This is a genomic window from Spiroplasma ixodetis, assembly GCF_040369795.1.
Classification (GTDB): Bacteria; Bacillota_I; Bacilli_A; order Mycoplasmatales; family VBWQ01; genus Spiroplasma_E; species Spiroplasma_E ixodetis_B.
On sequence record NZ_AP028955.1, the window covers coordinates 307,008 to 333,477 of the forward strand.

The 26,470-nt window shown below is 23.7% G+C and carries 32 protein-coding genes, 1 other RNA gene and 2 pseudogenes; 29 read left to right on the forward strand and 6 right to left on the reverse strand.

What is annotated here, in order from left to right; genetic code table 4:
* The first annotated feature begins 6 nt into the window (after positions 1-6).
* The 7 genes from ABWV63_RS02125 (at position 7) to ABWV63_RS02155 (ending at position 3,777) form a co-directional block, all read left to right on the forward strand.
* Positions 7-417 carry a transposase family protein gene (locus ABWV63_RS02125; protein WP_353305744.1) on the forward strand — a complete coding sequence of 137 codons (411 nt, stop codon included), beginning with the start codon at positions 7-9 and terminating at the stop codon, positions 415-417.
* 269 nt (positions 418-686) lie between these two features.
* Positions 687-977, forward strand: coding sequence for a transposase (locus ABWV63_RS02130; RefSeq protein ID WP_353307150.1), 291 nt, complete (start codon positions 687-689; stop codon positions 975-977).
* A gap of 504 nt (positions 978-1,481) precedes the next feature.
* Positions 1,482-2,144: an FMN-dependent NADH-azoreductase gene (locus tag ABWV63_RS02135; RefSeq protein WP_353306627.1), complete on the forward strand. Its 663-nt coding sequence runs from the start codon at positions 1,482-1,484 to the stop codon at positions 2,142-2,144.
* A 119-nt stretch (positions 2,145-2,263) separates the two neighbouring features.
* Positions 2,264-2,416: a hypothetical protein gene (locus tag ABWV63_RS02140; RefSeq protein WP_353306628.1), complete on the forward strand. Its 153-nt coding sequence runs from the start codon at positions 2,264-2,266 to the stop codon at positions 2,414-2,416.
* A gap of 82 nt (positions 2,417-2,498) precedes the next feature.
* Positions 2,499-2,756, forward strand: coding sequence for a transposase family protein (locus ABWV63_RS02145; protein ID WP_353306629.1), 258 nt, complete (start codon positions 2,499-2,501; stop codon positions 2,754-2,756).
* Positions 2,757-2,844: 88 nt separating this feature from the next.
* Positions 2,845-3,255: a transposase family protein gene (locus tag ABWV63_RS02150; RefSeq protein WP_353305744.1), complete on the forward strand. Its 411-nt coding sequence runs from the start codon at positions 2,845-2,847 to the stop codon at positions 3,253-3,255.
* A 195-nt stretch (positions 3,256-3,450) separates the two neighbouring features.
* Complete coding sequence (locus ABWV63_RS02155; RefSeq protein ID WP_353306630.1) at positions 3,451-3,777, forward strand: BspA family leucine-rich repeat surface protein; 327 nt, start codon at positions 3,451-3,453, stop codon at positions 3,775-3,777.
* Here ABWV63_RS02155 and ABWV63_RS02160 read toward each other — a convergent pair.
* A pseudogene (locus tag ABWV63_RS02160) lies at positions 3,774-5,013 on the reverse strand (IS256 family transposase). The gene ABWV63_RS02155 and the pseudogene ABWV63_RS02160 overlap by 4 nt on opposite strands.
* Positions 5,014-5,172: 159 nt before the next feature.
* Here ABWV63_RS02160 and ABWV63_RS02165 point away from each other — a divergent pair.
* Positions 5,173-5,433, forward strand: coding sequence for a transposase (locus tag ABWV63_RS02165; protein WP_353307151.1), 261 nt, complete (start codon positions 5,173-5,175; stop codon positions 5,431-5,433).
* Positions 5,434-5,438: 5 nt separating this feature from the next.
* Here ABWV63_RS02165 and ABWV63_RS02170 read toward each other — a convergent pair whose 3' ends face one another.
* A complete protein-coding gene (locus tag ABWV63_RS02170) occupies positions 5,439-6,047 on the reverse strand; it encodes an IS630 transposase-related protein (RefSeq protein WP_353306631.1) in 609 nt (202 codons plus the stop codon).
* A 144-nt stretch (positions 6,048-6,191) separates the two neighbouring features.
* Positions 6,192-7,127, reverse strand: a complete 936-nt coding sequence (locus ABWV63_RS02175; RefSeq protein ID WP_353306632.1) for a plectrovirus svts2 rep protein — start codon at positions 7,125-7,127, stop codon at positions 6,192-6,194.
* Positions 7,128-7,438: 311 nt separating this feature from the next.
* Between ABWV63_RS02175 and ABWV63_RS02180 the strand changes: the two genes are divergently transcribed.
* Positions 7,439-7,753: an HU family DNA-binding protein gene (locus ABWV63_RS02180; RefSeq protein ID WP_353306633.1), complete on the forward strand. Its 315-nt coding sequence runs from the start codon at positions 7,439-7,441 to the stop codon at positions 7,751-7,753.
* Here the strand turns inward: ABWV63_RS02180 and ABWV63_RS02185 are convergent.
* A complete protein-coding gene (locus ABWV63_RS02185; protein WP_353306634.1) occupies positions 7,750-8,211 on the reverse strand; it encodes a Holliday junction resolvase RecU in 462 nt (153 codons plus the stop codon). The genes ABWV63_RS02180 and ABWV63_RS02185 overlap by 4 nt on opposite strands.
* A 76-nt stretch (positions 8,212-8,287) precedes the next feature.
* Between ABWV63_RS02185 and ABWV63_RS02190 the strand changes: the two genes are divergently transcribed.
* The 16 genes and pseudogenes from ABWV63_RS02190 (at position 8,288) to ABWV63_RS02265 (ending at position 23,892) form a co-directional block, all read left to right on the forward strand.
* A complete protein-coding gene (locus tag ABWV63_RS02190) occupies positions 8,288-8,605 on the forward strand; it encodes a DivIVA domain-containing protein (RefSeq protein ID WP_281749393.1) in 318 nt (105 codons plus the stop codon).
* A 30-nt stretch (positions 8,606-8,635) separates the two neighbouring features.
* An RNA gene (gene rnpB / locus ABWV63_RS02195) (RNase P RNA component class B) lies at positions 8,636-8,984 on the forward strand.
* A 108-nt stretch (positions 8,985-9,092) separates the two neighbouring features.
* Positions 9,093-9,494, forward strand: coding sequence for a CinA family protein (locus ABWV63_RS02200; RefSeq protein ID WP_353307152.1), 402 nt, complete (start codon positions 9,093-9,095; stop codon positions 9,492-9,494).
* A 137-nt stretch (positions 9,495-9,631) separates the two neighbouring features.
* Positions 9,632-10,162 (forward strand): annotated as a pseudogene (locus ABWV63_RS02205) (hypothetical protein).
* A gap of 117 nt (positions 10,163-10,279) precedes the next feature.
* Positions 10,280-11,191, forward strand: coding sequence for an IS630 family transposase (locus ABWV63_RS02210; RefSeq protein WP_353306635.1), 912 nt, complete (start codon positions 10,280-10,282; stop codon positions 11,189-11,191).
* A gap of 38 nt (positions 11,192-11,229) precedes the next feature.
* Positions 11,230-11,517 (forward strand): hypothetical protein, encoded by a 288-nt coding sequence (locus ABWV63_RS02215; RefSeq protein ID WP_353307153.1) that lies wholly within the window; start codon positions 11,230-11,232, stop codon positions 11,515-11,517.
* 190 nt (positions 11,518-11,707) lie between these two features.
* A complete protein-coding gene (gene rny, locus ABWV63_RS02220) occupies positions 11,708-13,282 on the forward strand; it encodes a ribonuclease Y (protein WP_353306636.1) in 1,575 nt (524 codons plus the stop codon).
* Between the two features lie 163 nt (positions 13,283-13,445).
* Positions 13,446-14,801, forward strand: a complete 1,356-nt coding sequence (gene ffh, locus ABWV63_RS02225) for a signal recognition particle protein (protein ID WP_353306637.1) — start codon at positions 13,446-13,448, stop codon at positions 14,799-14,801.
* 331 nt (positions 14,802-15,132) lie between these two features.
* Positions 15,133-15,384 (forward strand): hypothetical protein, encoded by a 252-nt coding sequence (locus ABWV63_RS02230; protein ID WP_174480064.1) that lies wholly within the window; start codon positions 15,133-15,135, stop codon positions 15,382-15,384.
* A 67-nt stretch (positions 15,385-15,451) separates the two neighbouring features.
* Positions 15,452-18,052, forward strand: coding sequence for an Mbov_0397 family ICE element conjugal transfer ATPase (locus tag ABWV63_RS02235; protein WP_353307154.1), 2,601 nt, complete (start codon positions 15,452-15,454; stop codon positions 18,050-18,052).
* A gap of 260 nt (positions 18,053-18,312) precedes the next feature.
* Complete coding sequence (locus ABWV63_RS02240) at positions 18,313-18,720, forward strand: hypothetical protein (protein ID WP_353306638.1); 408 nt, start codon at positions 18,313-18,315, stop codon at positions 18,718-18,720.
* Positions 18,721-18,774: 54 nt separating this feature from the next.
* A complete protein-coding gene (locus tag ABWV63_RS02245) occupies positions 18,775-20,118 on the forward strand; it encodes an Mbov_0396 family ICE element transmembrane protein (protein ID WP_353306639.1) in 1,344 nt (447 codons plus the stop codon).
* A gap of 34 nt (positions 20,119-20,152) precedes the next feature.
* Positions 20,153-20,281 (forward strand): hypothetical protein, encoded by a 129-nt coding sequence (locus ABWV63_RS02250; RefSeq protein ID WP_353306640.1) that lies wholly within the window; start codon positions 20,153-20,155, stop codon positions 20,279-20,281.
* 159 nt (positions 20,282-20,440) lie between these two features.
* Positions 20,441-22,228: a VirD4-like conjugal transfer protein, CD1115 family gene (locus ABWV63_RS02255; protein ID WP_353306641.1), complete on the forward strand. Its 1,788-nt coding sequence runs from the start codon at positions 20,441-20,443 to the stop codon at positions 22,226-22,228.
* A gap of 192 nt (positions 22,229-22,420) precedes the next feature.
* Complete coding sequence (pgsA, locus tag ABWV63_RS02260) at positions 22,421-23,062, forward strand: CDP-diacylglycerol--glycerol-3-phosphate 3-phosphatidyltransferase (protein ID WP_353306643.1); 642 nt, start codon at positions 22,421-22,423, stop codon at positions 23,060-23,062.
* A gap of 23 nt (positions 23,063-23,085) precedes the next feature.
* On the forward strand, positions 23,086-23,892 hold the full coding sequence (locus tag ABWV63_RS02265; RefSeq protein WP_353306644.1) for an SDR family NAD(P)-dependent oxidoreductase: 807 nt from the start codon (positions 23,086-23,088) through the stop codon (positions 23,890-23,892).
* A 78-nt stretch (positions 23,893-23,970) separates the two neighbouring features.
* Here the strand turns inward: ABWV63_RS02265 and ABWV63_RS02270 are convergent, their stop codons facing one another.
* On the reverse strand, positions 23,971-24,249 hold the full coding sequence (locus tag ABWV63_RS02270) for a transposase (RefSeq protein ID WP_353307155.1): 279 nt from the start codon (positions 24,247-24,249) through the stop codon (positions 23,971-23,973).
* Positions 24,250-24,366: 117 nt separating this feature from the next.
* On the opposite strand from ABWV63_RS02270, the gene ABWV63_RS02275 reads away from it, so the two are divergent.
* Together ABWV63_RS02275 and ABWV63_RS02280 are read left to right on the forward strand one after the other, a co-directional pair.
* On the forward strand, positions 24,367-24,603 hold the full coding sequence (locus ABWV63_RS02275; RefSeq protein WP_353306645.1) for an IS630 transposase-related protein: 237 nt from the start codon (positions 24,367-24,369) through the stop codon (positions 24,601-24,603).
* 163 nt (positions 24,604-24,766) lie between these two features.
* Positions 24,767-24,907, forward strand: a complete 141-nt coding sequence (locus ABWV63_RS02280) for a hypothetical protein (RefSeq protein WP_353306646.1) — start codon at positions 24,767-24,769, stop codon at positions 24,905-24,907.
* A gap of 40 nt (positions 24,908-24,947) precedes the next feature.
* On the opposite strand, the gene ABWV63_RS02285 is transcribed toward ABWV63_RS02280, so the two are convergent.
* A complete protein-coding gene (locus ABWV63_RS02285) occupies positions 24,948-25,502 on the reverse strand; it encodes a transposase (RefSeq protein ID WP_353306647.1) in 555 nt (184 codons plus the stop codon).
* A 101-nt stretch (positions 25,503-25,603) separates the two neighbouring features.
* On the opposite strand from ABWV63_RS02285, the gene ABWV63_RS02290 reads away from it, so the two are divergent.
* Positions 25,604-25,783 (forward strand): hypothetical protein, encoded by a 180-nt coding sequence (locus ABWV63_RS02290; RefSeq protein ID WP_353306024.1) that lies wholly within the window; start codon positions 25,604-25,606, stop codon positions 25,781-25,783.
* A gap of 58 nt (positions 25,784-25,841) precedes the next feature.
* Positions 25,842-26,342 (forward strand): transposase, encoded by a 501-nt coding sequence (locus tag ABWV63_RS02295; protein WP_353307156.1) that lies wholly within the window; start codon positions 25,842-25,844, stop codon positions 26,340-26,342.
* The last annotated feature ends 128 nt before the right edge of the window (positions 26,343-26,470 follow it).

The window sequence follows — 26,470 nt, forward strand, 5'->3', positions numbered from 1 at the left end:
TAAAAGTTGAATGTTTTCTATAAAATTTCAAATTATATATGACTTTTTAATAAAAAAATTGTTGATATTTTTGCTGATAATGGAAAAGTACATGATTTTCAAATATTAAAAAATTCAAATCTTGAATTTTCAGAAAAAACAATAATTATTGGTGATTTGGGATATCAAGGAATACAAAATATTTATAAAAATACTATATTACCAATTAAAAAAACTAAAAATAAAAAATTAACTAAACAAGAAAAAATCTACAATAAAATTATTTCAAAAATTAGAATTAAAGTTGAACATGTTTTTGCTTGATTAAAAAGATTCAAAATTTTAATAAATAAATGTAGAAAAAGTATATTTAGACTTATGTACTTAAGATTTAACTTACTTTGTGAAATTTTTAATAAAACAAAACCATTAAAATAAAAAAATATTTTTAATATTTTTTTAAAAATTTAAATTTTTATCAAGTTAATATAAAAATAATATTAACAATTTTTGTGTTTGAAATATAAATTTATTTTTAAAGTATTTTTTTAAAAATATTAACTTCTATAATTATTAACACTAAAAAATTTATAAATATTATTATTGACAATTGATTAAATTTATTTACGGAATATGTCTAAATTAGAAATAGTTTAAAATATGTTTCATAAAAACATAGAAAATCACTAGTTACAGATTTAAAACCAATTTATAGTCCATGTAGCGAAGAACAAGCAATGCAAGCTTTAGAATCTTTTGAAAGTAAATGAAATAAACAATATCCTCAAATTGCTAAATCATGATATAAAAATTGAGATAATTTAATGGTTTTTATTAGTTATCCTGCAGAAATCAAAAGAGTGATTTATACAACAAATACTATTGAATCTGTTAATAGTCAATTACGAAAAGTTATTAGAAATAAAAAAGTTTTTCCAAATGATATGGCAGTTTTTAAAATATTTTACTTAGCAATTGAAAATATAACAAAAAAATAAACACCGCCCATTCAAAATTGAAATACAGCAATTGCTCATTTTATGATAAAATTTGAAGATAGAATTAATCTAAACTAGTAACTTTGTAAAAAGATACACAGATTTTTAAAAAGCCTCGGTTGCCATTCCAATTTTTAAATTTCTATTCATCAATTCAAGTAATTTTTGTTTTCTTTCATTCATATTTTTACCTCTTTCCATTTTTTTTGATAGTCTGATCTCAAATTTCTTAATAATTATAATTTGTGTACAATTACTAAAATTTCTATAATAACTAACTTATATCTAATTTTTAGATTTAATATCTATTTAATTTAAAATTTTTCTATAAACTTTTTTAAAAGTTTTACACACTTTAATAATAACACTTTATAGAAATTGATAAAATTATAATAAATATTTCATTTTTTTATAAAACTATATTTTTATTTTTTAAAAAATAATAAATAAAAACTGATAAAATCAAATTACAAAGTTATTTTAGATATTTCGGAGGCAAAAATAATGACAAATAAAGTATTAGTAATTCGTTCTTCTATGATTAAAAAAGAACTATCTTATTCTGAAAGTTTAGTATCTCGTTTTGTTAAATATTATCGTGAATTTCATCCAGAAGATTCAATAATTGAATTAGATTTAAATCAAATACCAATGGCAAGTATTACTATTACGCAAAAAAACTTTACTTCATATTTTAATGAAAAAGATTCTGATTATTATATTAATCAACTAAAAAATGTTAATAAAGTTATATATACAACACCAATGACAAATTTTAATGTTACTAGCATGACAAAAAATTATTTAGATCACATCTTAGTTGCTGGTAAAACTTTTGATTATAAATATACCAAACAAGGTGAAGCTAGAGGATTATTACCACATTTAAAAGTTCAAATTTTGGCGACACAAGGAGCACCATATGGTTGATATTTATGAGGCAATCACGCAATTTATTTAAAAGGAACATGAGAATTTGTAGGTGCTAAAGTAGTAGAACCAATTCTTATTTGTGGTACTAAGGTTCAAGAACTTCATCAAAATGATGCTAATTTACTTATTGGTTCTAAAATATTAGCAAAAGGTGGAGGTTTGCCGACATTAGGACCAGAAAAAACGATGGATAAATTTGAACAGTATATTAAAGAAGCGGCGAAAAAGTTTTAACTTTAAAAAATAAAAATTTTTAGTCAAAAAAATATAATTTTTGTGAATTTACCTTCAAAAAGTAGTAAAGTAAAATTGACTTCTTAAATAAAGTTAAAATAAAATCGAAGGATGAAAAAATGAAAAAAATATTGACAGCATTAAGTGTTTTAACACTTTCATCAGTTTCAGGAAGTTTAACTGTAAATGTTTTAAACACAAGTTCACAAAAAAATGATGTTTTAAATAATAAAAATCAACAAGATACAATTTACATTAGACATATTCCGTAAATAAATTTTTTAAAAGTCAATTAATAATTTAAAATTTATTTTATAATTTCTTTATTAATAAATTAATAAGGTGTTTATAAAAATGAATTTTGAAAATTTAAAAAAAACTAAAGGTAGAAAATATAAACTTTCAGTTGAAGAAAGATTGATGATGACTTTAGTATACTGAAAAGAATATTATACTTTTTTCCAAATGAGTATTAAATATAAAATGAGTGCATCAAGTTGTTTTCGAAATATTACTTGAGTAGAAAATAAACTTAGTGATGACAAAGATTATCAGTTTTTAAAAACAAAATATAAATCAAAAATTGAGAAAAAACAAGAAGATTTAAATTAATTTCAATTTTATTTAATTGATTCAACTGAAATTGAAATTGAAAGACCAACTAAAAAAAACTACAGTTAGAATATTTTTCTGGTAAAAGTTGAATGTTTTCTATAAAATTTCAAATTATATATGACTTTTTAATAAAAAAATTGTTGATATTTTTGCTGATAATGGAAAAGTACATGATTTTCAAATATTAAAAAATTCAAATCTTGAATTTTCAGAAAAAACAATAATTATTGGTGATTTGGGATATCAAGGAATACAAAATATTTATAAAAATACTATATTACCAATTAAAAAAACTAAAAATAAAAAATTAACTAAACAAGAAAAAATCTACAATAAAATTATTTCAAAAATTAGAATTAAAGTTGAACATGTTTTTGCTTGATTAAAAAGATTCAAAATTTTAATAAATAAATGTAGAAAAAGTATATTTAGACTTATGTACTTAAGATTTAACTTACTTTGTGAAATTTTTAATAAAACAAAACCATTAAAATAAAAAAATATTTTTAATATTTTTTTAAAAATTTAAATTTTTATCAAGTTAATATAAAAATAATATTAACAATTTTTGTGTTTGAAATATAAATTTATTTTTAAAGTATTTTTTTAAAAATATTAACTTCTATAATTATTAACACTAAAAAATTTATAAATATTATTATTGACAATTGATTAAATTTATTTACGGAATATGTCTATTGATAAAAATGGCAAACAAATAACAACTAATGAAAGAGATTTATCAAATATAAATAGTAAAGAAATTGTTCAAATTGGATTTTATAAAAATGATCAGGGAGAAATTCAAGTTGTTAATATGCCAAGAACAATTGAAAAATTACCTAATCAATTACCATCAGAATTTACATCTTTACAATTTATGTTTATATTTTGTGAAACATTTAATCAAGATATTTCATTTTGAGATACCTCACATGTAAAAAATATGAATTGAATGTTTCATGGTGCTATATCAAGGCTTTTTAAAAATCTGTGTATCTTTTTACAAAGTTATTAGTTTAGATTAATTCTATCTTCAAATTTTATCATAAAATGAGCAATTGTTGTATTTCAATTTTGAATGGGCAATGTTCATTTTTTTGTTATATTTTCAATTGCTAAGTAAAATATTTTAAAAACTGCCATATCATTTGGAAAAACTTTTTTATTTCTAATAACTTTTCGTAATTGACTATTAACAGATTCAATAGCATTTGTTGTATAAATCACTCTTTTGATTTCTGCATGATAACTAATAAAAACCATTAAATTATCTCAATTTTTATATCATGATTTAGCAATTTGAGGATATTGTTTATTTCATTTACTTTCAAAAGATTCTAAAGCTTGCATCGCTTGTTCTTCACTACATGCACTATAAATTGGTTTTAAATCTGTAACTAGTGATTTTCTATGTTTGTATGAAACATATTTTAAACTATTTCTAATTTGATGAATTATGCATAATTGATGTTCGGTTTTAGGATAAACTGATTGTATCGCTTCTGACATTCCTGTTAAATTGTCACTACAAGCAATAAGAATATCATTTAAGCCTCGATTTTTCATTTCTGTGAAATTAGATAATCAAAACTTAGAACCTTCATTTTCACTAATTCATAAACCTAAAATATCTTTTTTTACCTTCTAAATCAACTCCTAGTGCTATATAAACTGATTTGTTAATAATTCGTTTATCTTGTCGTACTTTAACTACTATGCAATCAAAATAAACAATCGGATAAACACTTTCTAATGGCCGATTTTGTCATGCTTTAACATCATCAATAAAATCATCAGTAATTTGACTAATAAAACTTTCACTAATATCAGCACCATGATATAACTCTTGTAACTGCATTCTAATATCTGATAAAGTCATGCCTTTGGCATATAATGAAAGAACTTGTTGATCAAAACCACCAAATCTTCTTTGTCTTTTTGCAACTATTACTGGCTCAAAATTACTATTACGATCTTGTGGTACATTAATCTCAATTTTGCCTTGTTGGGTTATTAATTTTTTTGAATTTATACCATTACGAGCATTATCACTATTATTATGTTGATTTTTTTCATATCCTAAATAATTTTGCATTTCAGAATTCAACATTTTTTCAACTAATCTTTTTGTTAATTCTTTATATAAACCTCCCTCTTTAAAAACTGTTGTTAAATCTTCAGTATTTTCTAATAATAAATCTACTGCTTTTGATATTGGAACATTATTATTAATATTTTGTTTTTTAGACATACGTAACTCACTCTTTCTAGTTATTTAATTTTATTTACTATAATTAATTAAACATAGTTATTTTTGTAAGTTACACAGATTACTAAACATTACCCATATTACCCATTTGAAGGAAATTGCAACAGTAAAATTTTTGAATCATATGTAAAAAATATACTAATTCCAGTATTAAAGTGTGGACAAATTATATTTTTAGATAATGCAACGTTTCATAAATCTAAATTAACACAACAATTAATTGAAAATGCTCGATGAAAACTATTATTTCTTCCACCGTATTCTCCTAATTTAAATCCAATTGAACATTTTTGATTTGCTATAAAACATAATATAAGAAAAATATTACCAAATTATTGACCAAATATTAAAAAAGCGATTGATTTTGTTTTTCAAGATATGAGTAAACATTACTTTAGTTAGCTATATTATTCAAAAATTTTACTGTTGCAATGTCCTTCAAATGCTCATAGGGCTTTTAATTTACATTTATTTAGTGAACCAATTATACTAATTCTTTTTATTTTATATGCGGGTTTATTATCAAATAATCTTTTACCTTTTTCAGATCAACCATATTTATAAAATTCATTATCATCAATTCCAGATTCATCAATATATACTAAATCTTCATTCATTATTTTAGCTATTTCTTTTAAAAAATCTTCTTGTTTATTTTTATCTCTTTGTTCATATAGAAAAGTTTTTTTATATGTATAATTTAGTTTTTTGAAATAGTTATAAACTGTTTCTTTAGTCATATCACCAAATTTTTCAATTACTTTTTGAACTGTAACATCTTTATTTTGCTCTAAATAATTTTTTAATTCATCTAAATCATTTATTTTGTGGCTATGTCCTTTTTGATAATTCAAAATTGGTTTTATATGCCCAGTTTCTTTTTTTCTTTTTCTTCATAAGAATAAAGTCTTTCTAGTAATATTGAACACTTTACAAATTTCTTTAATTTTCATGTTTTTACTTTCATAGGCTTCTATTACTTTTCTTCGTAAGTCTTCGCTGTATGGTTTTGGCATAATTTAATCTTCCTAATCTATTTTAAATATTGCTGAATTGTACTTTTAAATTCAAAAACTGTTTAAATTACATATTATTATTTTACATTATTTATGAGTAAACATTACTTTAGTTAGCTATATATTACTTGAAAAAATTTAAAATTAATGTAAAACACGATTTTTTAAAAATATTTTTTCAATTTTTCTTTTATCAAAAATTTTATAAAGAAAATCTAAAACATCATTTTTATTAAACTTATTTTTTAATCAATACCTAAATCGTAAACTTTCTAAACTAACATAGTATTGAAAATCTTTAAAATAATCATTAGTAACATTATAATCATAACTCCCACCAATTAATTGAGTACTACCTTGTTCATTTGGTTTAGTTTTAAATAAATAAAATTCTTTTGCTTTTTCACATGCTTGTACTAATTGTTGTAAATTTAACATTTTAGTACCACGAACTATAAGCGGATTTCTACAATTATGACTAAAAGAATATGCTTGATTACCAACATCTTTTTGATTTAATGATTTAATATTTTCTTGTACTTTTGTTACATATTTACTTAAATATTTAACTACAAATTCATTAGTTTCCTTATAAACAACTCTTAAATCAACACCCTTAGAATTTCCAACTTGTGGTCATCATTGACGTATCATTGAATAAGGTATTTTAAGATTAAATAATATATGGAAATGTACTGCTCTACGGTCTTGATATTCATAAACATAAAAATATTTCAATTGACCTAAATATTTAGAACGTTTATGGTCATTTCATCAACGTTTTAACAAAATAAAAAATAAACGAATATCTTTTTTTGCTTTTCTAATATCAGTTTCATTTTTGTGATAAGTTAAAGTTAAAAAACTTAAAAATCTTTCATTATAAAAATTATGTAATGCTTTTTGAATTAATTTAGAGTTAGTACGAACATTATTATTTCTTAATTTATTAATATTGCCAATATTCTTTATACCTAATTTATTTCTATAATTTCTAATGATATCAATAGGTAAAACAACATTTTTAACATAACAAGCATAAAAAATTTTTTTAACATAAAAATTATATGAAATATTCATTTAAAATTATTCCTGGTCAGAATTTTTAATAAAATTAAATGATTTATAAATAAATATAAATATTATAAAAATTATAACATAAAAAAATATCATTAATAAAAATTAATGATAGTAACAAAAATGATACTTAACTAAAGTAATTTTATCATTTTTTTAGAAAAAAAATACATTTTATGGTTCACTTTATAAAATGTTACTATATAATTTGATTACAGACCAGTAACATTTTTAAATTGGTTTGAAGATAACGTAGTTATAATAATATCTATAATAGACATTATAATTATTAAAACATTAGGAGGAAATCTTTTATGGCAAAAAGTAATTCTAAAACAAAGACAGAAATTATTAAGATAGTAGCGCAAAAGTCTGACGTCACAATTGCCTTAGCCACTAATATTATTGATTTATTTTTTGAAGAGATAAAAGTTGAAGTTGCAAATGGCGGTAAAATTAATATACCAAAATTCGGAATATTTGAAACTATTATTCGTGAAGCAAGAACAGGTCGTAATCCCCAAACTGGTGAATCTATTGTAATTAGCGCTACTAAAGCGCCTAAATTTAAAGCTAGTTCTGAATTTAAAAAACATACTAATCAACAAACAGAAACTTTAGCTTCTTAAATTAAAAATTTTAAAAAATCAAGATAAAATGGATATATAATTTCTAATTTATATCCATTTTGTTCTATTTTTTTATATGTCAGTGCTTTTTTTTGAAATTTTAAAAATTTTAATTTTTCTCAAAAAACTAAGAAAAAGGCATTATGTTGTGAAAAATAAATAATAACAAAACTAATAGCATTAAGATAAAAAGCATTTTCTAAGTATTCAAGTTGATGTTTTTTAAAATTATTTCATGGTAATGTTAAAGAGTTAGTACTTTTTGTTTCAAAACACAAATATTTACCATGATAAACCCCATGATAATCAACATTACTTTTTTCTTGAAAAATTTTATTGTTTTGATATAAAATTGGTGGATTTTGTTTAAAAATTAGTGCTTGTTTTTCATTATTTATAATTTCAATAGTATAATTAATTATAGTTTCAAGAAACATTCCGTGGTTAGCATAAAACATTATTTTGATTCCCCCTTACATATAGAATATTACTAACTTTGGAATAGTTTTCCTTTTAATTAAAGGAGGTATAAATATGAATATTTGTAAAAAGGATATTATAGATAAAGAATTTACTGTTGATTATAAAGGTTATGATTCTAAAGAAGTAGATTTATTTCTTGATTTAGTAGCTACTAATTATGAAATACTAGAAGAATTTGTAAATAAACTAAAAAAGCAAAATGCAATTTTAGAAAATAATAATTACAAGTTACTTAAAGAAATTGATATTTTAAAAACACAAATTTTAGTTTTAAAACAAGAAAAACAAAAATTAGAAGAAAAAGGTGTAGAAAATGTTGATATTATTACGAGATTAAGTAAATTAGAAAGTATTGTACATGAAGAATAAATATGTTATAATTTTCTTCTAAAAGAATAAAAAATGAGCTAATCGCTGCATTAGTATGTAGAGGAAAGTCCACGCTCGCACTTTCTGTGATGAAAGTAATGTTTGTGTTAGAGAAAACGATAACTCTAAGCAGTAATTCTGACGGCTGACAAAAACCTAAGTTTTTTATTAAATAAGGTTCTAGTCTATAAAAGTGTCATAGAGACGAGTTTTAAGGAAACTTAAAAGTTGGAACGAGATAAACCCCACAAGCGAGAAACCCAAATTTAGGTAGGGGCATTGGTTTATTAGAAATGAATAATAAACCGAACTATTGTTTACAATAGTAGATAAATGGTTAGCACTTGCAAGAAGCAAGAACAGAACGTGGCTTATGATTTTTTTATTCTTTTTTTGTATTGTAAATTATTTGATTGAATGTTTAAAAATGACTTAACTTTTAGTTTTATTAGATAAATTTAATTTTAGAATTAGTTGTTGCGAAAGTATTACTGGCGAACTTTTTGCTCAAGAGATTACTAGTATTGCTGGTGCTTCTAAATATTTTAGTGGCGGTTTTATAACGTATAATAATGAATCAAAAATCAATATTGTTAAAATTAAAAAAACAACCATTGAAAAATATGGTGTAATAAGTAAACAATGTGCTATAGAAATGGCTTTAAATAAACAAAAAATTTTAAAAACAAATATTGCTGTTAGTTTTACTGGGAATGCAGGACCTAATGCTCTAGAAAATAAACCGGTTGGTTTAGTATATGTAGGTATTGTTATCAATGATAATGTTTGATGTGAAGTGTTAAATATTTCAGGTAATAGAAACGAAATTAGATCAACTATAGTAGCAAAAGCAGTATTTATTTTAAAAAAAATTTTATTAAGTTTTTAAAATTTAAAAAGGAATTATCTTACAGAGTTATTAATATTTTGTAGGGTGATTTTATGGAAATAAATATTAAAGAAAAAGAGCAATTATTAGAAAATGCCATTAAGCAAATTGAAAAAGAATTTGGCAAAGGCGCTATTATGTTACTAAGTGATAGTGGTATTGGCGATATTGAAGTTATTAGTTTAGGAAGTATATTATTAGATGATATTTTAGGTGTTAAAGGTTTTCCAAAAGTTCGTATTATTGAAGTTTATGGACCAGAATCTGCAGGTAAAACTACATTAGCATTAATGGCTTTAGCAGAAGTTAAAAAACAAAATGGTAGAATAGCATTTATCGATGCTGAACATGCATTAGATCGTCAATATAGTTAAAAATTAGGTGTTGATATTAGTCGTTTATTAATTACACAACCAGATTCAGGAGAACAACCATTAGAAATACTAGATATTCTTGTTAAATCAGAGGCTTTAGATATGATTGTTGTTGATCCAGTAGCTGCATTAGTTCCACAAATTGAACTTGATCGTGATATGAATGTTCAAACAATTCGTGCTCAAGCGCGATTAATGTCTAAGGCATTACGAAAAATTAGTGGAAGTATCTCAAAAAGTAATTGTATTGTTTTATTTATTAATCAAATTCGAGAAAAAGTTGGTATTATATAGCTAACTAAAGTGATGTTTACTCATAAATAATGTAAAATAATAATATGTAATTTAAACAGTTTTTGAATTTAAAAGTACAATTCAGCAATATTTAAAATAGATTAGGAAGATTAAATTATGCCAAAACCATACAGTGAAGACTTACGAAGAAAAATAATAGAAGCCTATGAAAGTAAAAACATGAAAATTAAAGAAATTTGTAAAGTGTTCAATATTACTAGAAAGACTTTATTCTTATGAAGAAAAAGAAAAAAAGAAACCGGGCATATAAAACCAATTTTTAATTATCAAAAAGGACATAGCGACAAAATAAAGGATTTAGATGTATTAAAAAATTATTTAGCGCAAAATAAAGATGTTACAGTTCAAAAAGTAATTGAAAAATTTGATGATACGACTAAAGAAATAGTTTATAACTATTTCAAAAAACTAAATTATACATATAAAAAAACTTTTCTATATGAACAAAGAGATAAAAATAAACAAGAAGATTTTTTAAAAGAAATAGCTAAAATAATGAATGAAGATTTAGTATATATTGATGAATCTGGAATTGATGATAATGAATTTTATAAATATGGTTGATCTGAAAAAGGTAAAAGATTATTTGATAATAAACCCGCATATAAAATAAAAAGAATGAGTATAATCTGTTCACTAAATAAAGGTAAATTAAAAGCCCTATGAGCATTTGAAGGACATTGCAACAGTAAAATTTTTGAATCATATGTAAAAAATATACTAATTCCAGTATTAAAGCATTGACAAATTATAGTTTTAGATAATGCAACGTTTCATAAATCTAAATTAACACAACAATTAATTGAAAATGCTGGATGCAAACTATTATTTCTTCCACCATATTCTCCTAATTTAAACCCAATTGAACATTTTTGATTTGCTATAAAACATAATATAAGAAAAATATTACCAAATTATTGGCCAAATATTAAAAAAGCGATTGATTTTGTTTTTCAAGATATGAGTAAACATTACTTTAGTTATCTATATATGGTAATCCTGAAATAACACCCGGAGGAAAAGCATTACGCTTTTATAGTACAATTATACTAGAAGTACGTAAAGGTGAACAATTAATCAAAAGTAATCAAATAATTGGTCATAAAATAAAAATAAAGGTTGTGAAAAATAAAGTAGCACCACCATTTAAAACAGCAAGTCTTGATTTTTGTTTTGAAGAAGGATTTTCAAAAATTAGTGAAATCATTACAATTGCTGTTGAGAAAGAAGTTATTAATAAATCTGGTGGCTGATACACTTATGAAGATGTAAAATTAGGACAAGGAAAAATAAAAGCAAAAGAAAGTTTAGAAGCAAATACTTTTCTTTTATAACAAATTAAGGAACGAATCATGTTTTAAAAATTAATATTTAAAACATGATAAAATTAATGTAGGATTATTATCCTACTTATTTGTGTGTAGATATTAAAGAAGAAAAATATAAAATTTTAATTTTATTTAATTTTTTGAGTGTAAGGATTCTTTTTCTTGTAGGTTTTTTACAGCAAGGAGAGAAATATAAATGGAAAAAAATATGTTAGCTATATTATCAAATATAAGTAGTCAACAGTTTGGAATGTGAGTAGGTATATCAATTTTTATAGCAATGATAGTAGGGATAATTGCTGGATTTCTAATTAGAAAAATGTATTTAAAAATTAAAGAACAACAAAGTTTTACCAATATTTTAAAGAGAGAAAAAGAATCTCAAAAATCAATTCAATCCTCAAGAGCCGATTCAAAAATTGAAATAAGTAAAATGAAAAAAGATTTGTATTTAGAAATTGAATATCGTAAAGAACAAAATTTAGAATATGAGAAACTTTTAAATAAAAGAGAACGCAAATTAAGTGAACGTGAAGAAATAATTGAAACACAAACACAAAATCTTTATCATCAACGTGAAATTGTAAAAAATGTTAAATTAGAATATCATCAAAAAATTGAACAAATTATTATGGAATTAGAAAAAATTTCTGGTATGAGTCGAAATGAAGCAAAAGATGAATTGTTTAGTAAATTAAAAGAAAAATTATCATTAGAATTTAATAAAATTATTAAAAATCATGAATATAATATTAAACTTCAATCTAAAGAGTTAGCCAATAATATTGTTAGTGAAGCAATAGAACGTTATGCAAGTAATTTTATTGTTGATAAGTCAGTATCATATGTTAATTTGCCTAATGAAGAAATGAAAGGCAGAATTATTGGTAAAGAGGGTAGAAATATTAAATCTTTTGAGTTAACAGCAGGTGTAGATATTATCATTGATGATACGCCAGAAACAATTCAAATTTCTTCATTTAATCCGATCAGAAGAGAAATTGCAACTAGAGCTTTAGAAGATTTAGTTAAAGACGGAAGAATTCATCCAATTAGAATTGAAAAAATCTTGAGATTTCATGAGCAGGAATTAAATGAAGGTTTTAAAGTTGATGGTAAAAAAATTATTGATGAGTTAAAATTAACTGGTTTTGAACCAGAGTTAGTATCTTATATTGGAAGATTAAAATATCGTACAAGTTATGGTCAAAATGTTTTATTGCATTCCTTTGAAGTTGCTAAACTTGCAGGAGCAATGGCAGCTGAATTGGGTTTAGATGTTAATATTGCAAAACGTGCTGGTTTATTACATGATATTGGTAAAGCCGCTGATTATGAATTAGAAGGTTCACATGTTTATAATGGTGTGATTTTAGCAAAAAAATATGGTGAAAGTGATATTATTATTAATGCTATTCATTCTCATCATGGTGATGTTGCAAAAGATAATGTTTATTCTTCTTTAGTTTCAGCTGCTGATACATTATCAGCAGCTAGACCTGGTTCAAGAAATAATTCATTAGAAGAATTTATAACTAGAATTAAAGAAATTGAAGATTTGTGTAAATCTGTTAAAGGCGTAGAAAAAGCATATGCTGTTCAGGCCGGAAGACAAATTAGAGTTATTGTTGATCCTAAAGTTATTAATGATTTTGATGCTCATATATTAGCAAGAAGCTTAAAACAAAAATTAGAACAAATGATTACAATACCAGGCGATATTCATATTACTGTTATTCGTGAAGTAAGAGCAACAGAATTAATTAATTAAAAAATTAATTAATTGTTTTTTAGAGAACCCTTAGGTTCTCTTTTAACTTTATAAAATATATAATTTGTTAATTCAAATATTTATTTTTTATGTTTAATTTATTTTTTCATTATTATTTTAGTGTTAAAATAATATAGTCTTAAAAATAGAGGAGAATATAAATATGAGTTTTGCTGACATTATGTCAAAAAAAGTACAAAAAACATTAGAAAAAAATTTAAGTAAAAAAACTTTAACCATGGAAAATATGGAAGCAACAATTAAAGAATTCAGATTAATTTTGTTAGAGGCTGATGTTAATTTTAGGGTGATTAAAACCTTAACTAATGAAATTATTAATAAAGCAAAAGGTGAATTTATTAAAGAAGGCTTAGATCAAAAAGAAATGTTAATTAAAATTATTCATGATGAATTAACAAAGATTATGGGTACTAAGAATGTTGAATTAGACTTATCTACTAATCCTACTGCTATTATGATAGTTGGTTTACAAGGTTCTGGTAAAACAACAACAATATCTAAACTAGCAAAGTTGTTAACAGATAAATATCAAAAAAAATGTTTACTAGTTGCAGGAGATATTTATCGTCCAGCTGCTATTGAACAATTAAAAGTTTTAGGAAAACAATTGAATATTGAAGTTTTTTCCCAAAAAAATGAAACTCCTACTAATATTGTTAAAAATGCTCAAATATATGCTAATAAAAATAAGTTTGATGTAATATTAATTGATACAGCTGGAAGATTACACATTGATGAAAAATTAATGCAAGAACTAGCAGAAATAAGAAAAATTACTTCACCAAAAGAAGTTTTACTTGTTTGTGATGGTATGGCAGGACAAGATATAATTAATGTTGCTATTGAGTTTAATAATACTATTCCTATTACTGGAAGCATAATCACTAAATTAGATGGTACTGCTAAGGGTGGTTCAGCTCTTTCAATTTCTTATTTAACAAAGATTCCTGTTAAATTCTTAGGAATGGGTGAAAAGGTAACTGATTTAGAGGTTTTTTATCCAGAAAGAATGGCAGAATGTATTTTAGGAATGGGTGATCTTACTACATTAATGGAAAAGGCCGAAAGTATAGTTTCAACTCGTGATGTTGAAGAAACTATGAATAGAATGATGTTAGGTCAATTTGATTTGAATGACCTTGTTAATCAAATGAAGCAAATTCAAAAAATGGGTAAATTGGGATCACTTGTAAAAATGATTCCTGGTATGTCTGCTAAAATTAGTGATGCTAAAATTAGTGATGCTGAAACTGATTTAAAAATAGCAGAATATATTATTGCTTCAACAACTGCTCAAGAACGTGAAAAACCACAAATTTTACGCTATCCAACTAGAAAAGCAAGAGTATTAAAAGGCTCAGGTCGTTCAGAAAAAGAATTAAATAAAGTGTTAAACCAATTTGAAAAAACTAAAAAAGTTATGGATCAAATTGCTGGTCAGATTAAAAAAGGAGAAATGCCAAATATTCCAGGATTAGATAAGTTAATAAAAAGTTAGAAAAATAAAAAAAATTTGTTATTTTTAGTTAATTTGTTAAAATTTATTTAACTCAAGAAATGTATAAAACTTTGATTTCTTGAGTTTTTATAGATATTATTTTATTAAAATGTTTTTAAATTTTCTTATTTGTTTTTAAAAATTTAATTTATTTTTTAAAGTAAAACTAGATTTGAAAAAGAAAATAGTGTTTAAATAGTGGGTTATTTTAAATTAAAAATATAACAAAAATTTATTTTTTATTTTTCAGTTGCTTAATAATATTTAGGGAACAAGATAACTTTGAATTGTGTTTAGTAAACAAATTAAATTCAGTTAGGAGACAATGATTATGAAAGATACGTATACATCTGTTCGATTAGCTCAAAAGCCACAAAATTCTTTTGCTTGCTATCGATGTGGTAGAGTAATTTTGATAGCTGATTACTTAGAAGGAATAAATATTCAAGTTAATTGCAGTCGTTGTGGCTTTAAGAAGCGTGTTAATAGTATAAAGATAGAGAAAATAAACAGTAAACCAAATTCAGCGCTAAATTCTAATGAAATTTCAAAAGAAAAGATAAATGAAATTTTTAATTCCTAAAACTATTAAATTTGTAAAATTACAAATTTGGAGAAGTGTTGGTTTAATTGATTTATTAATTATTTTAATGGTAGTTGGATTTGCTTCGATTATTATTTTATTGTTGCAAATTGATATTATTTTTAAAATATTAGCTGTTATTTTAGTTGGTTGTGCTACTATTCCACTTACTTTTTATTGACAGCCAAGAAAAAAAGGATGAGAAATTATTTTATTATGATTTAAATTTCATAGTAAAAATCGTTATTATAATTTTGAAAAAAATTCACAAATATTAGTACCATTTAAAAAAATTATTAGTAAGAATGTGATGCAATTAAATGTGAAAAATACAAATTATACTAGAGCTTTATTATTGGAGGGTTTTAATATTACATTATTATCTAATGAAGAAGCCTCAAATAAAATTAAAGATTTAGCTGCAGCTTTTAAAATTATTAATATTTCTATGTCTTTAATAAAGATTGATATGCCTTTAGATATAACTGCACAAACTAATTTTTATAAAGAACAACTCGAAAAAATTGATTTAGAAAATATTAGTGAAAAAGCAAAATTAGCAAGAAAATTTCAAATGATATCAGCAATTAATGCTAATAATGAAATTCAAAATCAAAATGAAATGACGCAACCATTTTTTTACTTATTTTTTTATTCATCAAATCAAGAAAAATTAAAAGAAGAAGTAAATGCTTTTAAAAATTATATCAGTCGTAGTGGAGTTAAAACTATTGATATTAATTGTTTTGAAATGATGGTTGTTTATAGTAAATTAATAAATTCTAATGAAAATGCTTCCTTAGAAGAAATGTTTACTACAAAAAAAGAAGAAATTGTTAAAAGTAAAGATTTAACTAATGATTTGGCGATTAAAGAATTATTAGTTCATAAGAATAATTTAGAATTTGCTAATTGTTTTCAAACTGTTTATAACATATATGATTATCCATTTGAAGTTTCAGCAGTCTGATTAGCAAATTTAGTAAATATTCCTAATACTAGTTTAATCTTTACTTTTAATAGTATCAGTGAAGAAAGTGCTAAAAAACAATTGAATAAAGCTATGCAAAATTTAGCAACTTTAAATTTTATGACAAAATCATTATCAGAACGAAGAGATTATCATTATCATTATCAATCATTAAATGAATTATTAGATCAAATTGCTGGTGGTGGTGAAAAAATATTTAATACTAATATGTATTTGTTAATTAATGGTGCTGATTGTAAGCAACTTAAACAAAATATTAGTACTGCCGAATACGAAATAAAAAACAATAATATGAAGTTTGATAAATTATATTATCGTCAATTAGAAGCTTTTTTATCAGTAATGCCAGATAGTGCCGATTGATTTAAAGAAACAGGTCACGAAATGCCATGTTTAACAATAGGTGCTAGTTTTCCTTTTTTAAATCAAGAATTAAATGATAAACAAGGATTATTTCTTGGATTTAATGAAAGTGGTAATAAAGTATTTTTTGATCAAAGAACTAAAAGTAGTACTCGTAAAAATCATAATCAACTAATTATTGGTACTAGTGGTTCAGGAAAATCTTATACTTCTAAAAAAGAAGTAAATTATCAAATTATGATTGGTCATAAAGTAATTGTTATTGATCCTGAACGTGAATATCGCGATTTATGTAATTATCATGATGGAAGTTGAATTGATGTTGGTGATGGTTATTCTGGCAATATTAATCCATTTCAAATTACATTGGCACTGAGTGATGATAATACTAATGATAATAATACTCGTGATATTTTAGCACCACATATGCAATTCTTAGAACAATTTTTAAACATTGCTACTGGTGGATTAACGAGAAATGAATCAAGTTTATTAATGATTTATGTAAATTTAATGTATGAAAAATTTGGTATTACTTCTCGAACAAAAATTCACTTATTAAAACCAAATCAATTTCCAATTTTTCAAGATTTATATGATATTATTGAATCTGATATGGTTAAAGAAGAAGAGATTAGAAGTAAAAATGAATTAAAAAATTTACTAATTATATTATCAAGATTTGCAACTGCTGGTACTGATGCTAATTTATGAAATGCTCATACTAATATTAATAGCAGTAGTATATTACAAGTTTATGATTTATATACTTTAACACAATCAGGGAATAAACGTTTAGTTAACGCTCAAATGTTTTTAATTTTGAAATATATTGAAAATGAAGTACGAAAGAATAAAAATGATAATGAAATTAATAATAAACAACAATGAATTTCAATTACTATTGATGAAGCCCATTTACTTATTGATAAAGAATTTCCAGCAGCATTATTATTTATGTATCAAATTGTTAAGAGAATTCGTAAGTATACAGGTATGATAAATATTATTACACAAAATATTAACGATTTTCTTGGTTCTGAAGAAATTAAAAAATATACTACTGCTATTATTAACTCAAGTCAATATTTAAAAGTATTAAACTTACAACCTCATGATTTAGCAGCATTAAATGAATTGTATTCTTCATATGGTGGCATTTCTGCTAATGAAACTGATTTTATTGCTCGTGCTAAAGTTGGTGAATGTCTTTTTGCTATTTCTAGTTTATATCGTATGTGTTTAAATATTAATGTTAGTGATGCTGAAACACAAGCAATTAAAAATATAAAAAATAAAGAAATTGAAAATTAGTATATTTTTTATACATTATCGATTTCATCAATAATTGTTAATTTATTTTTAAACTAAATAAAGATACTTTCATATTAATAAAACTTATAAGTTTTATTAATATGATTTTATTTAAATAATAAATTTTATAAAATAATAAAAAATAAGTTGATAAAATTGAAAATTTTTATTTACTTTATTTTAAAACCAACTATAATTAATTTGTATCAACATTATTTATAACATATGAATTTGACTGTAAGTCCTAATTTATCTCTTTAATGAGTAAAATAGAACTTATTATATTATTAGATAAATTCATGCTTTATAAACAATTTTGATTAGTAAATAATTTTATTTTTTTATTATTTAAGGAGGAAAAACTTATGATTTTTAATTATCTATCAGATGGACCTGATATAAATAAAATCATTGATGTAGCAAAACCTTATGTTTCGGCAGTTGCAGGATTGCTAATTGCTGCTTTAATTGCATTTAGTTTTTTTAAAATAATTATATTGGCAAAAGATTTAGCGGCTGCTGGTGATGATCCACAACGTAGAAGTGAGATTAAAAAAGCGTTTATGTATACATTAATTGCACCAATTATTGGTATTACTGCATCAGCAATAATAATTGCTCTTGTGCAGGCCTTTGGCGGTAATCCAAATATTCTTCCTACTAACTAAAGAAAGTTATATATTAACTTGATATTAAGTTACGAAGAGAAAAGAGATGAAAATATGGATTGACTAACAGATATTATACTAGTAGCTTTATTATTTATACCTTGACTTATTTTTATTCAAGGACCATTATATTTAATTGATGTTTTATTAAGACCACATGGTATATTTGAATATTTAACAACTGACGCAATAACTAATTTATTTTTTGGAAAATTTAATGAAGATCCACTTAATAGTAAAAACTTACCAATATTTTTTTCAGTATTAGCTGTTGTTTCAATTGGTGTAATACTTATTATGTTTATTATGCAATTAATTATTATCCAATTTACTGAAACACATACAATTAGAGAAAAACTAGGTAAAGCTATAAAAAATACATTTTTAGCTTTTTTAGTAATTGTTTTCATTCCATTTTTTATGAGTGCTATAAATTATCTAATGACAGGATTATTGGCAGTTTTACAAATTACAGCTTTAGGAAAAAATGCTAGTTTAGCTGATTTATTATGAGGTATTGGTGCTTCTGATTATGATAGTTCTTTGCATCCTAATGGTGTTTTTTCAATGCCTGATATTTCGTATTTAAAACATTGAAACTTTATTCTTGAAATTATTGCGGTGTGATTTACTTTATATGTATTATTTGTTGCATCAATGACATTGGTTGAAAGAATTATTGATTTATTACTTTTATTTTCAATATCACCAATTGTTGCCGCTATAATGCCTGTTGATCAAGGAAAAAGATTGTGTGTTTGAAAAGAAATGGTAATAGGTAAGTTTATTATTGGTCCAGGAACGATGTTACCTATTTATATATTCCTTGAAATATTACCAAAAGCAATAGTAGATATTACTAATAATACTAATTTTAGTTGACTTGAAAAACAAGTTCTATATACATTATTTTGTACAGCCGGTGCTATTAGTTGTTTAAGAACTCAAAAAATTATTAATCACTTAGTAACACAAAACTTAGGTGTACAAAGTGCTATTGATTCTAATGGAGCAGCTATTGCCGGAAATATTATGGGTAAAGCTCGCACTTTTGCTAGCCTTGCAGCCGGTGGTGCTGGTGCATTAAAACTTGGAAAAAAAATTGCATTTGGTGGTGCTAAAGACGGAAGAAATCCTGATGGTAGCGAAAAGAAAGCAAATGGACTATTAAAAAATGGTATCACGCGTTATTTAGGTAAAGGTACTAAAGGAGTTGCTAAAGGAATTGGTAAATTTCAAAATTCTAATGATAATGGTACTAAATGACAAGATACAAAAAATAATTTAAAAATTCCTTTTGTTGGATTAAAAAATATGGCTAATGCCGCTTTTAAAGAACCTGTTGTAAATTTAAATAATATTAGAAAGAATGCAAGAAGAGGAGATTCTGATGAATAAAAAAGTAAAATATTAAAATCTTGGAGAAATAATCATGAAATTTAAAAAAACAAAAAATGAATTTAAAAAGAAAAAAAGTTATCGTTGAAGACGAAATGTAAGTATTGGTATTTTATTATCAATAATATCAGGTATTGCTGGTCTTATTTCCCAATATGGGTAAAATATAAATTATTATAAAATATATAAAAAATAAAGGAACATAAAAATGAAATTTATTCGTCAAAAAAAATGAGTACTACCAGCAGTAATTATAATTGTTATACCCTTTTTAGTATTAATAAATACTTTATTAGTTTATGCTTTAGTCTTTGTTCGTAACATGTTTTCTCATAGTGGAGATAATCAACAACCATTTACACTTAAATTTTTAATACAGGATGCTATTAATTATTGATTAATATTTTTAATTTTATTTCTTATTGAATTTTCAGTTTTATTATCTTACTTTATGATTCATAAATATAAAATTTATCGTGAAACTCATAATAAAAGTCGCTTTTTACGTGATTCAAAAAATAAAGTGTATGGATCTGCTGCTTGATTAACACCCACTGAAATTGCTAATACCTTTCCTTTATCAAAAACTGTTGAAAATGATTACGGTATTGTTGTTCAAACAACAAAGACTAAAATTGGTGGTGTCCAATTTAATATTAAGTCTAATGCTCATAATATTGTAATTGGGGGAACAGGAAGTGGTAAAACTCAAAAATTAGTTATTCCAACTATATATTTAAATGCCCAATCAAAAATTAAACCATCAATGGTTATTACTGACCCAAAAGGAGAATTATTTCAAAATCATTCTAAAATATTAAAAGATAATGGTTACGATGTTTATGTTATTAATTTACGTGATACATCAGTATCTAATTCATGAAATCCTTTTGTTAAAGTATATGATTTTTATGTAGAATCAATGCGTTTAAAAAAAGAAAATAATCCTTTAAATGAATCAATTACTTATGAATCAATGGCATTATCATGAATTAATGATATTGTTGAAGCCTTATTTCCTGAATCAGATCCAAAACAAAAATTTTGAAATCAATCAGCGATGCAAGTTGTTAAATCAATTATGTTATTTATGCTAGAACAACTTGAAGATCAACCTGATGTTCCTTTAAAATACTTTAGTATGTCAAATGCTGCTATTGTTGCTACTAATCGTCAACGATATGTTGAAATTCTAAAAAAAATGCCAACTCATAGTTTAGCTCGTCAAATTGGTTTAGGTGCATTAGAAGGTGCTGAAGAAACTGCGGGATCAATTAGTCAAATGGTTGCTAATGGATTACGTTTATTTACTGATCCAGTGACACGAAATATTAGTTGTAGTAATGATATAAATTTAGATGAAATTGTAAAAAAACCAAGTGCTGTTTTCTTAGTTGTTCCTGATGAAAGTAATGAACGTAATGCTTTTGTATCAATGTTTATTGCACAGTTATATAAAAATACAATTCGTTATGCAAGTACTTTGCCTGATATTAAATTACCACGCCCTTTATACTTTTTATTTGATGAGTTTGGTAATATACCAACGATTGCTAGTATGGCACAAATGATTACTGTTGCACGAAGTCGTAATATTTTTTTCATGATGATTATGCAAGATTTACAACAATTAACACAAAAATATGGTAAAGAAACAGCGGAAACTATTTTTAATAACTGTATTTTGCATACTTTTTTGCAAACTATGGATTTACAAACCGCTAATAAATATTCAGATATGTTTGGTGAAAAAACAATTATTAATTATAGCCATTCTGGTAATAAAGATAAAAAAGCTGATAATATTAATTCATCATTACAAGGTAAAAAATTAATTACAGGTAGTGAGTTAATGAAATTAGATTTTGATACTGCTGTTATTTTTTTAGCAAAACATAATCCAGCAAAAACATGTTTAATTCCGTTTTATGAATGAGGAAGTAAACCGGCAGGACAAGCAACTGTTACAAATGCTTCACGTTTAATTGATTTTAATAAAGATTATTATTTAAGTTATATTGGCTTATTCTATTATATTGAGAAAAGAAAAAATCCACAAGCCGCTGCCGAAAGAGAAAAATCAGAAAAAGAAAAAACAAACACTAGTTAATAAATTGTATATAAAATAATATTTATTTTAATATATAAATGTATATTATTGACAGATATAGAAAATAACGATATACTTATTTCATGAATAGATCAAAAATATAAGTTTTACTTTTTATAAATTATACTAAAAAAGGTAATTACATAATAATGTTAAATATTATAAATAAACTTATATGAAAGGATTTTAAATATGAGTGTTCCCAATATTATTTCTTTAATAAGATTAATATTAGTTCCAATTATTGTTAGTTTAATGATTATCGGTCCAATAGATAATGATAATTTTTATCATCTTTGAATAACAAGTATTAATATTAATAGTTATAGTTTACCAATTAGTTGGTTAATAGCAGCAATTTTATTTATTATTGCTGCCATTAGTGATTTTATTGATGGATGATGAGCAAGAAAATTTAATCAGGTAACAACTTTTGGTAAATTTTTTGATTCAATTGCAGATAAACTTTTAACTAATGGTGTTTTAATTGTAATGGCATGTGCTACTATAATTCCAGTTTGAATAGTAGTTATTTTGGTATTACGTGATTTTATTATTGATGTAGTTCGTCAAATTTTGGCTACTAAAGGCACAGTAATGGCTGCTGATAAATATGGTAGAATAAAGGCAGCAGTACAAATGTTAGGAATTACAATTTTATTTTTTATTAATTGACGATTTTTAAATGGTAGTGTTAATGGTCATAGTAATAATGATCAATATGGCTTAATTAATCAATTAGTAATGATACCAATGTACGTTGCTACAATATTAAGTATTTTTAGCGCTTATAATTATATTAGTTCAAATAGTAAAAAAATGTTTAATATCTAAAAATAAAAGGAGTATTAATATAAATGATAAATAAAGTAATTGTTTTGAATCAGTGAGCAGTAGTTACGGGAGCGTCTAAAGGATTGGGATATTATTACTGTCAAGCATTATTAGCACAAGGTTATCACGTATTAGGGGTATCACGTGATAGTAAAAAAATATTAGAATTAGCAGATAAGTATCCACACTTACAAGTTAAAAATTATGATTTAGATTTATCTGATTTAAAAAATATTTATAAATTATTTGAGTTATCAAAAGAATTAAATGTAACAGTAGTTATTAATAATGCTGGTTATGGTGTTTGAGGAACATTTGCAGATAGCATGTTAGAACAAGAATTAAATATGATTAATTTAAATATTTCTTGTTTACATATTTTAACAAAGTTATTTGTTCAACGTTTTAGTAAAAATAATTATGGTCGTGTTATTAATATTGGAAGTATGGCAGCTTTTAGTCCAGGTCCTGTTTTTGCTAGTTATTATGCTTCTAAATCATATGTTTGAAGTTTAGGCGTTGCAGTTAATTATGAATTAAAAAGAGCAAAAAGTAAAGTAAGAGTAATTACAATTTGTCCAGGTCCATTAAAAACTGAATTTTGAAATCGTAGTAGTAATGGCAAAGGAAATAAAGAAAATTATAGTTCATTATTACCAGTTTTAGATACTGAAACTTATGCTAAAAAGTCTTTACAAACAGCCTTAAAAACAAAAAGAAAAAGTTTTATTATTACAGGAATTTCTAATAAAATTACAAGAACTATTATTAGAATATTACCTTTAAAAACAGTACTTAAATTAGTATATAATTATCAAAAAAATCGCTAATAATGAATTTCATTTTTTATTTTAATCGTAAAAATTATTAAAAAACATTTATTTATTATAAATGTTTTTTATTTTTTTTTAAAAGAAAGGTTTACTCATATCTTGAAAAACAAAATCAATCGCTTTTTTAATATTTGGTCAATAATTTGGTAATATTTTTCTTATATTATGTTTTATATCAAATCAAAAATGTTCAATTTGATTTAAATTAGGAGAATATGGTGGAAGAAATAATAGTTTGCGTCCAGTATTTTCAATTAATTGTTGTGTTAATTTAGATTTATGAAACGTTGCATTATCTAAAACTATAATTTGTCCACGCTTTAATACTGGAATTAGTATATTTTTTACATATATCTAACTCAAGTAATGTTTACTCATAAATAATGCAAAATAATAATATGTAATTTAAACAGTTTTTGAATTTAAAAGTACAATTCAGCAATATTTAAAATATATTAGGAAGATTAAATTATGCCAAAACCATACAGTGAAGACTTACGAAGAAAAGTAATAGAAGCCTATGAAAGTAAAAACATGAAAATTAAAGAAATTTGTAAAGTGTTCAATATTACTAGAAAGACTTTTTTCTTATGAAGAAAAAGAAAAAAAGAAACTGGGCATATAAAACCAATTTTGAATTATAAAAAAGGACATAGCCACAAAATAAAGGATTTAGATGGATTAAAAAAATTATTTAGCGCAAAATAAAGATGTTACAGTTCAAAAAGTAATTGAAAAATTTGGTGATATGACTAAAGAAACAGTTTATAACTATTTCAAAAAAATAAATTATACATATAAAAAAACTTTTCTATATGAATAAAGAGATAAAAATAAACAAGAAGATTTTTTAAAAGAAATAGCTAAAATAATGAATGAAGATTTAGTATTATATATTGATGAATCTGGAATTGATGATAATGAATTTTATAAATATGGTTGATCTGAAAAAGGTAAAAGATTATTTGATAATAAACCCGCATATAAAATAAAAAGAATGAGTATAATTTAATGAGGATTTTTAAAAATCTGTGTATCTTTTTACAAAGTTACTAGTTTAGATTAATTATATCTTCAAATTTTATCATAAAATGAGCAATTGCTGTATTTCAATTTTGAATGGGAAGTGTTCATTTTTTTGTTATATTTTCAATTGCTAAGTAAAATATTTTAAAAACTGCCATATCATTTGGAAAAACTTTTTTATTTCTAATAACTTTTCGTAATTGACTATTAACAGATTCAATAGCATTTGTTGTATAAATCACTCTTTTGATTTCTGCAGGATAACTAATAAAAACCATTAAATTATCTCAATTTTTATATCATGATTTAGCAATTTGAGGATATTGTTTATTTCATTTACTTTCAAAAGATTCTAAAGCTTGCATTGCTTGTTCTTCACTACATGCACTATAAATTGGTTTTAAATCTGTAACTAGTGATTTTCTATGTTTGTATGAAACATATTTTAAGCTATTTCTAATTTGATGAACTATGCATAATTGATGTTCGGTTTTAGGATAAACTGATTGTATTGCTTCTGACATTCCTGTTAAATTGTCGCTACAAGCAATAAGAATATCATTTAAGCCTCGATTTTTCATTTCTGTGGGTAATGTTTAGTAATCTGTGTAACTTACAAAAATAACTATGTTTAATTAATTCTAGTAAATAAAATTAAATAACTAGAAAGAGTGAGTTACGTATGTCTAAAAAACAAAATATTAATAATAATGATCCAATATCAAAAGCAGTAGATTTATTATTAGAAAATACTGAAGATTTAACAACAGTTTTTAAAGAAGGAGGTTTATATAAAGAATTAACAAAAAGATTAGTTGAAAAAATGTTGAATTATGAAATGCAAAATTATTTAGGATATTAAAAAAAATCAACATAATAATAGTGAAAATGCTCGCAATGGTATAAATTCAAAAAAATTAATAACTCAACAAGGTAAAATTGAGATTAATGTACCACGAGATCGTAATAGTAATTTTGAGCCAGTAATAGTTGCAAAAAGACAAAGAAGATTTGATGGTTTTGATCAACAAGTTCTTTCATTATATGTCAAAGGCATGACTTTATCAGATATTAGAATGCAGTTACAAGAGTTATATCATGGCGCTGATATTAGTGAAAGTGTTATTAGTCAAATTACTGATGATGTTATTGATGATGTTAAAGCATGACAAAATCGGCCATTAGAAAGTTTTTATCCGATTGTTTATTTTGATTGTATAGTAGTTAAAGTACGACAAGATAAACGCATTATTAACAAATCAGTTTATATAGCACTAGGAGTTGATTTAGAAGGTAAAAAAGATGTTTTAGGTTTATGAATTAGTGAAAATGAAGGTTCTAAGTTTTGATTATCTAATTTCACAGAAATGAAAAATCGAGGCTTAAATGATATTCTTATTGCTTGTAGTGACAATTTATAGCTAACTAAAGTAATGTTTACTCATAAATAATGTAAAATAATAATATGTAATTTAAACAGTTTTTGAATTTAAAAGTACAATTCAGCAATATTTAAAATAGATTAGGAATATTAAATTATGCCAAAACC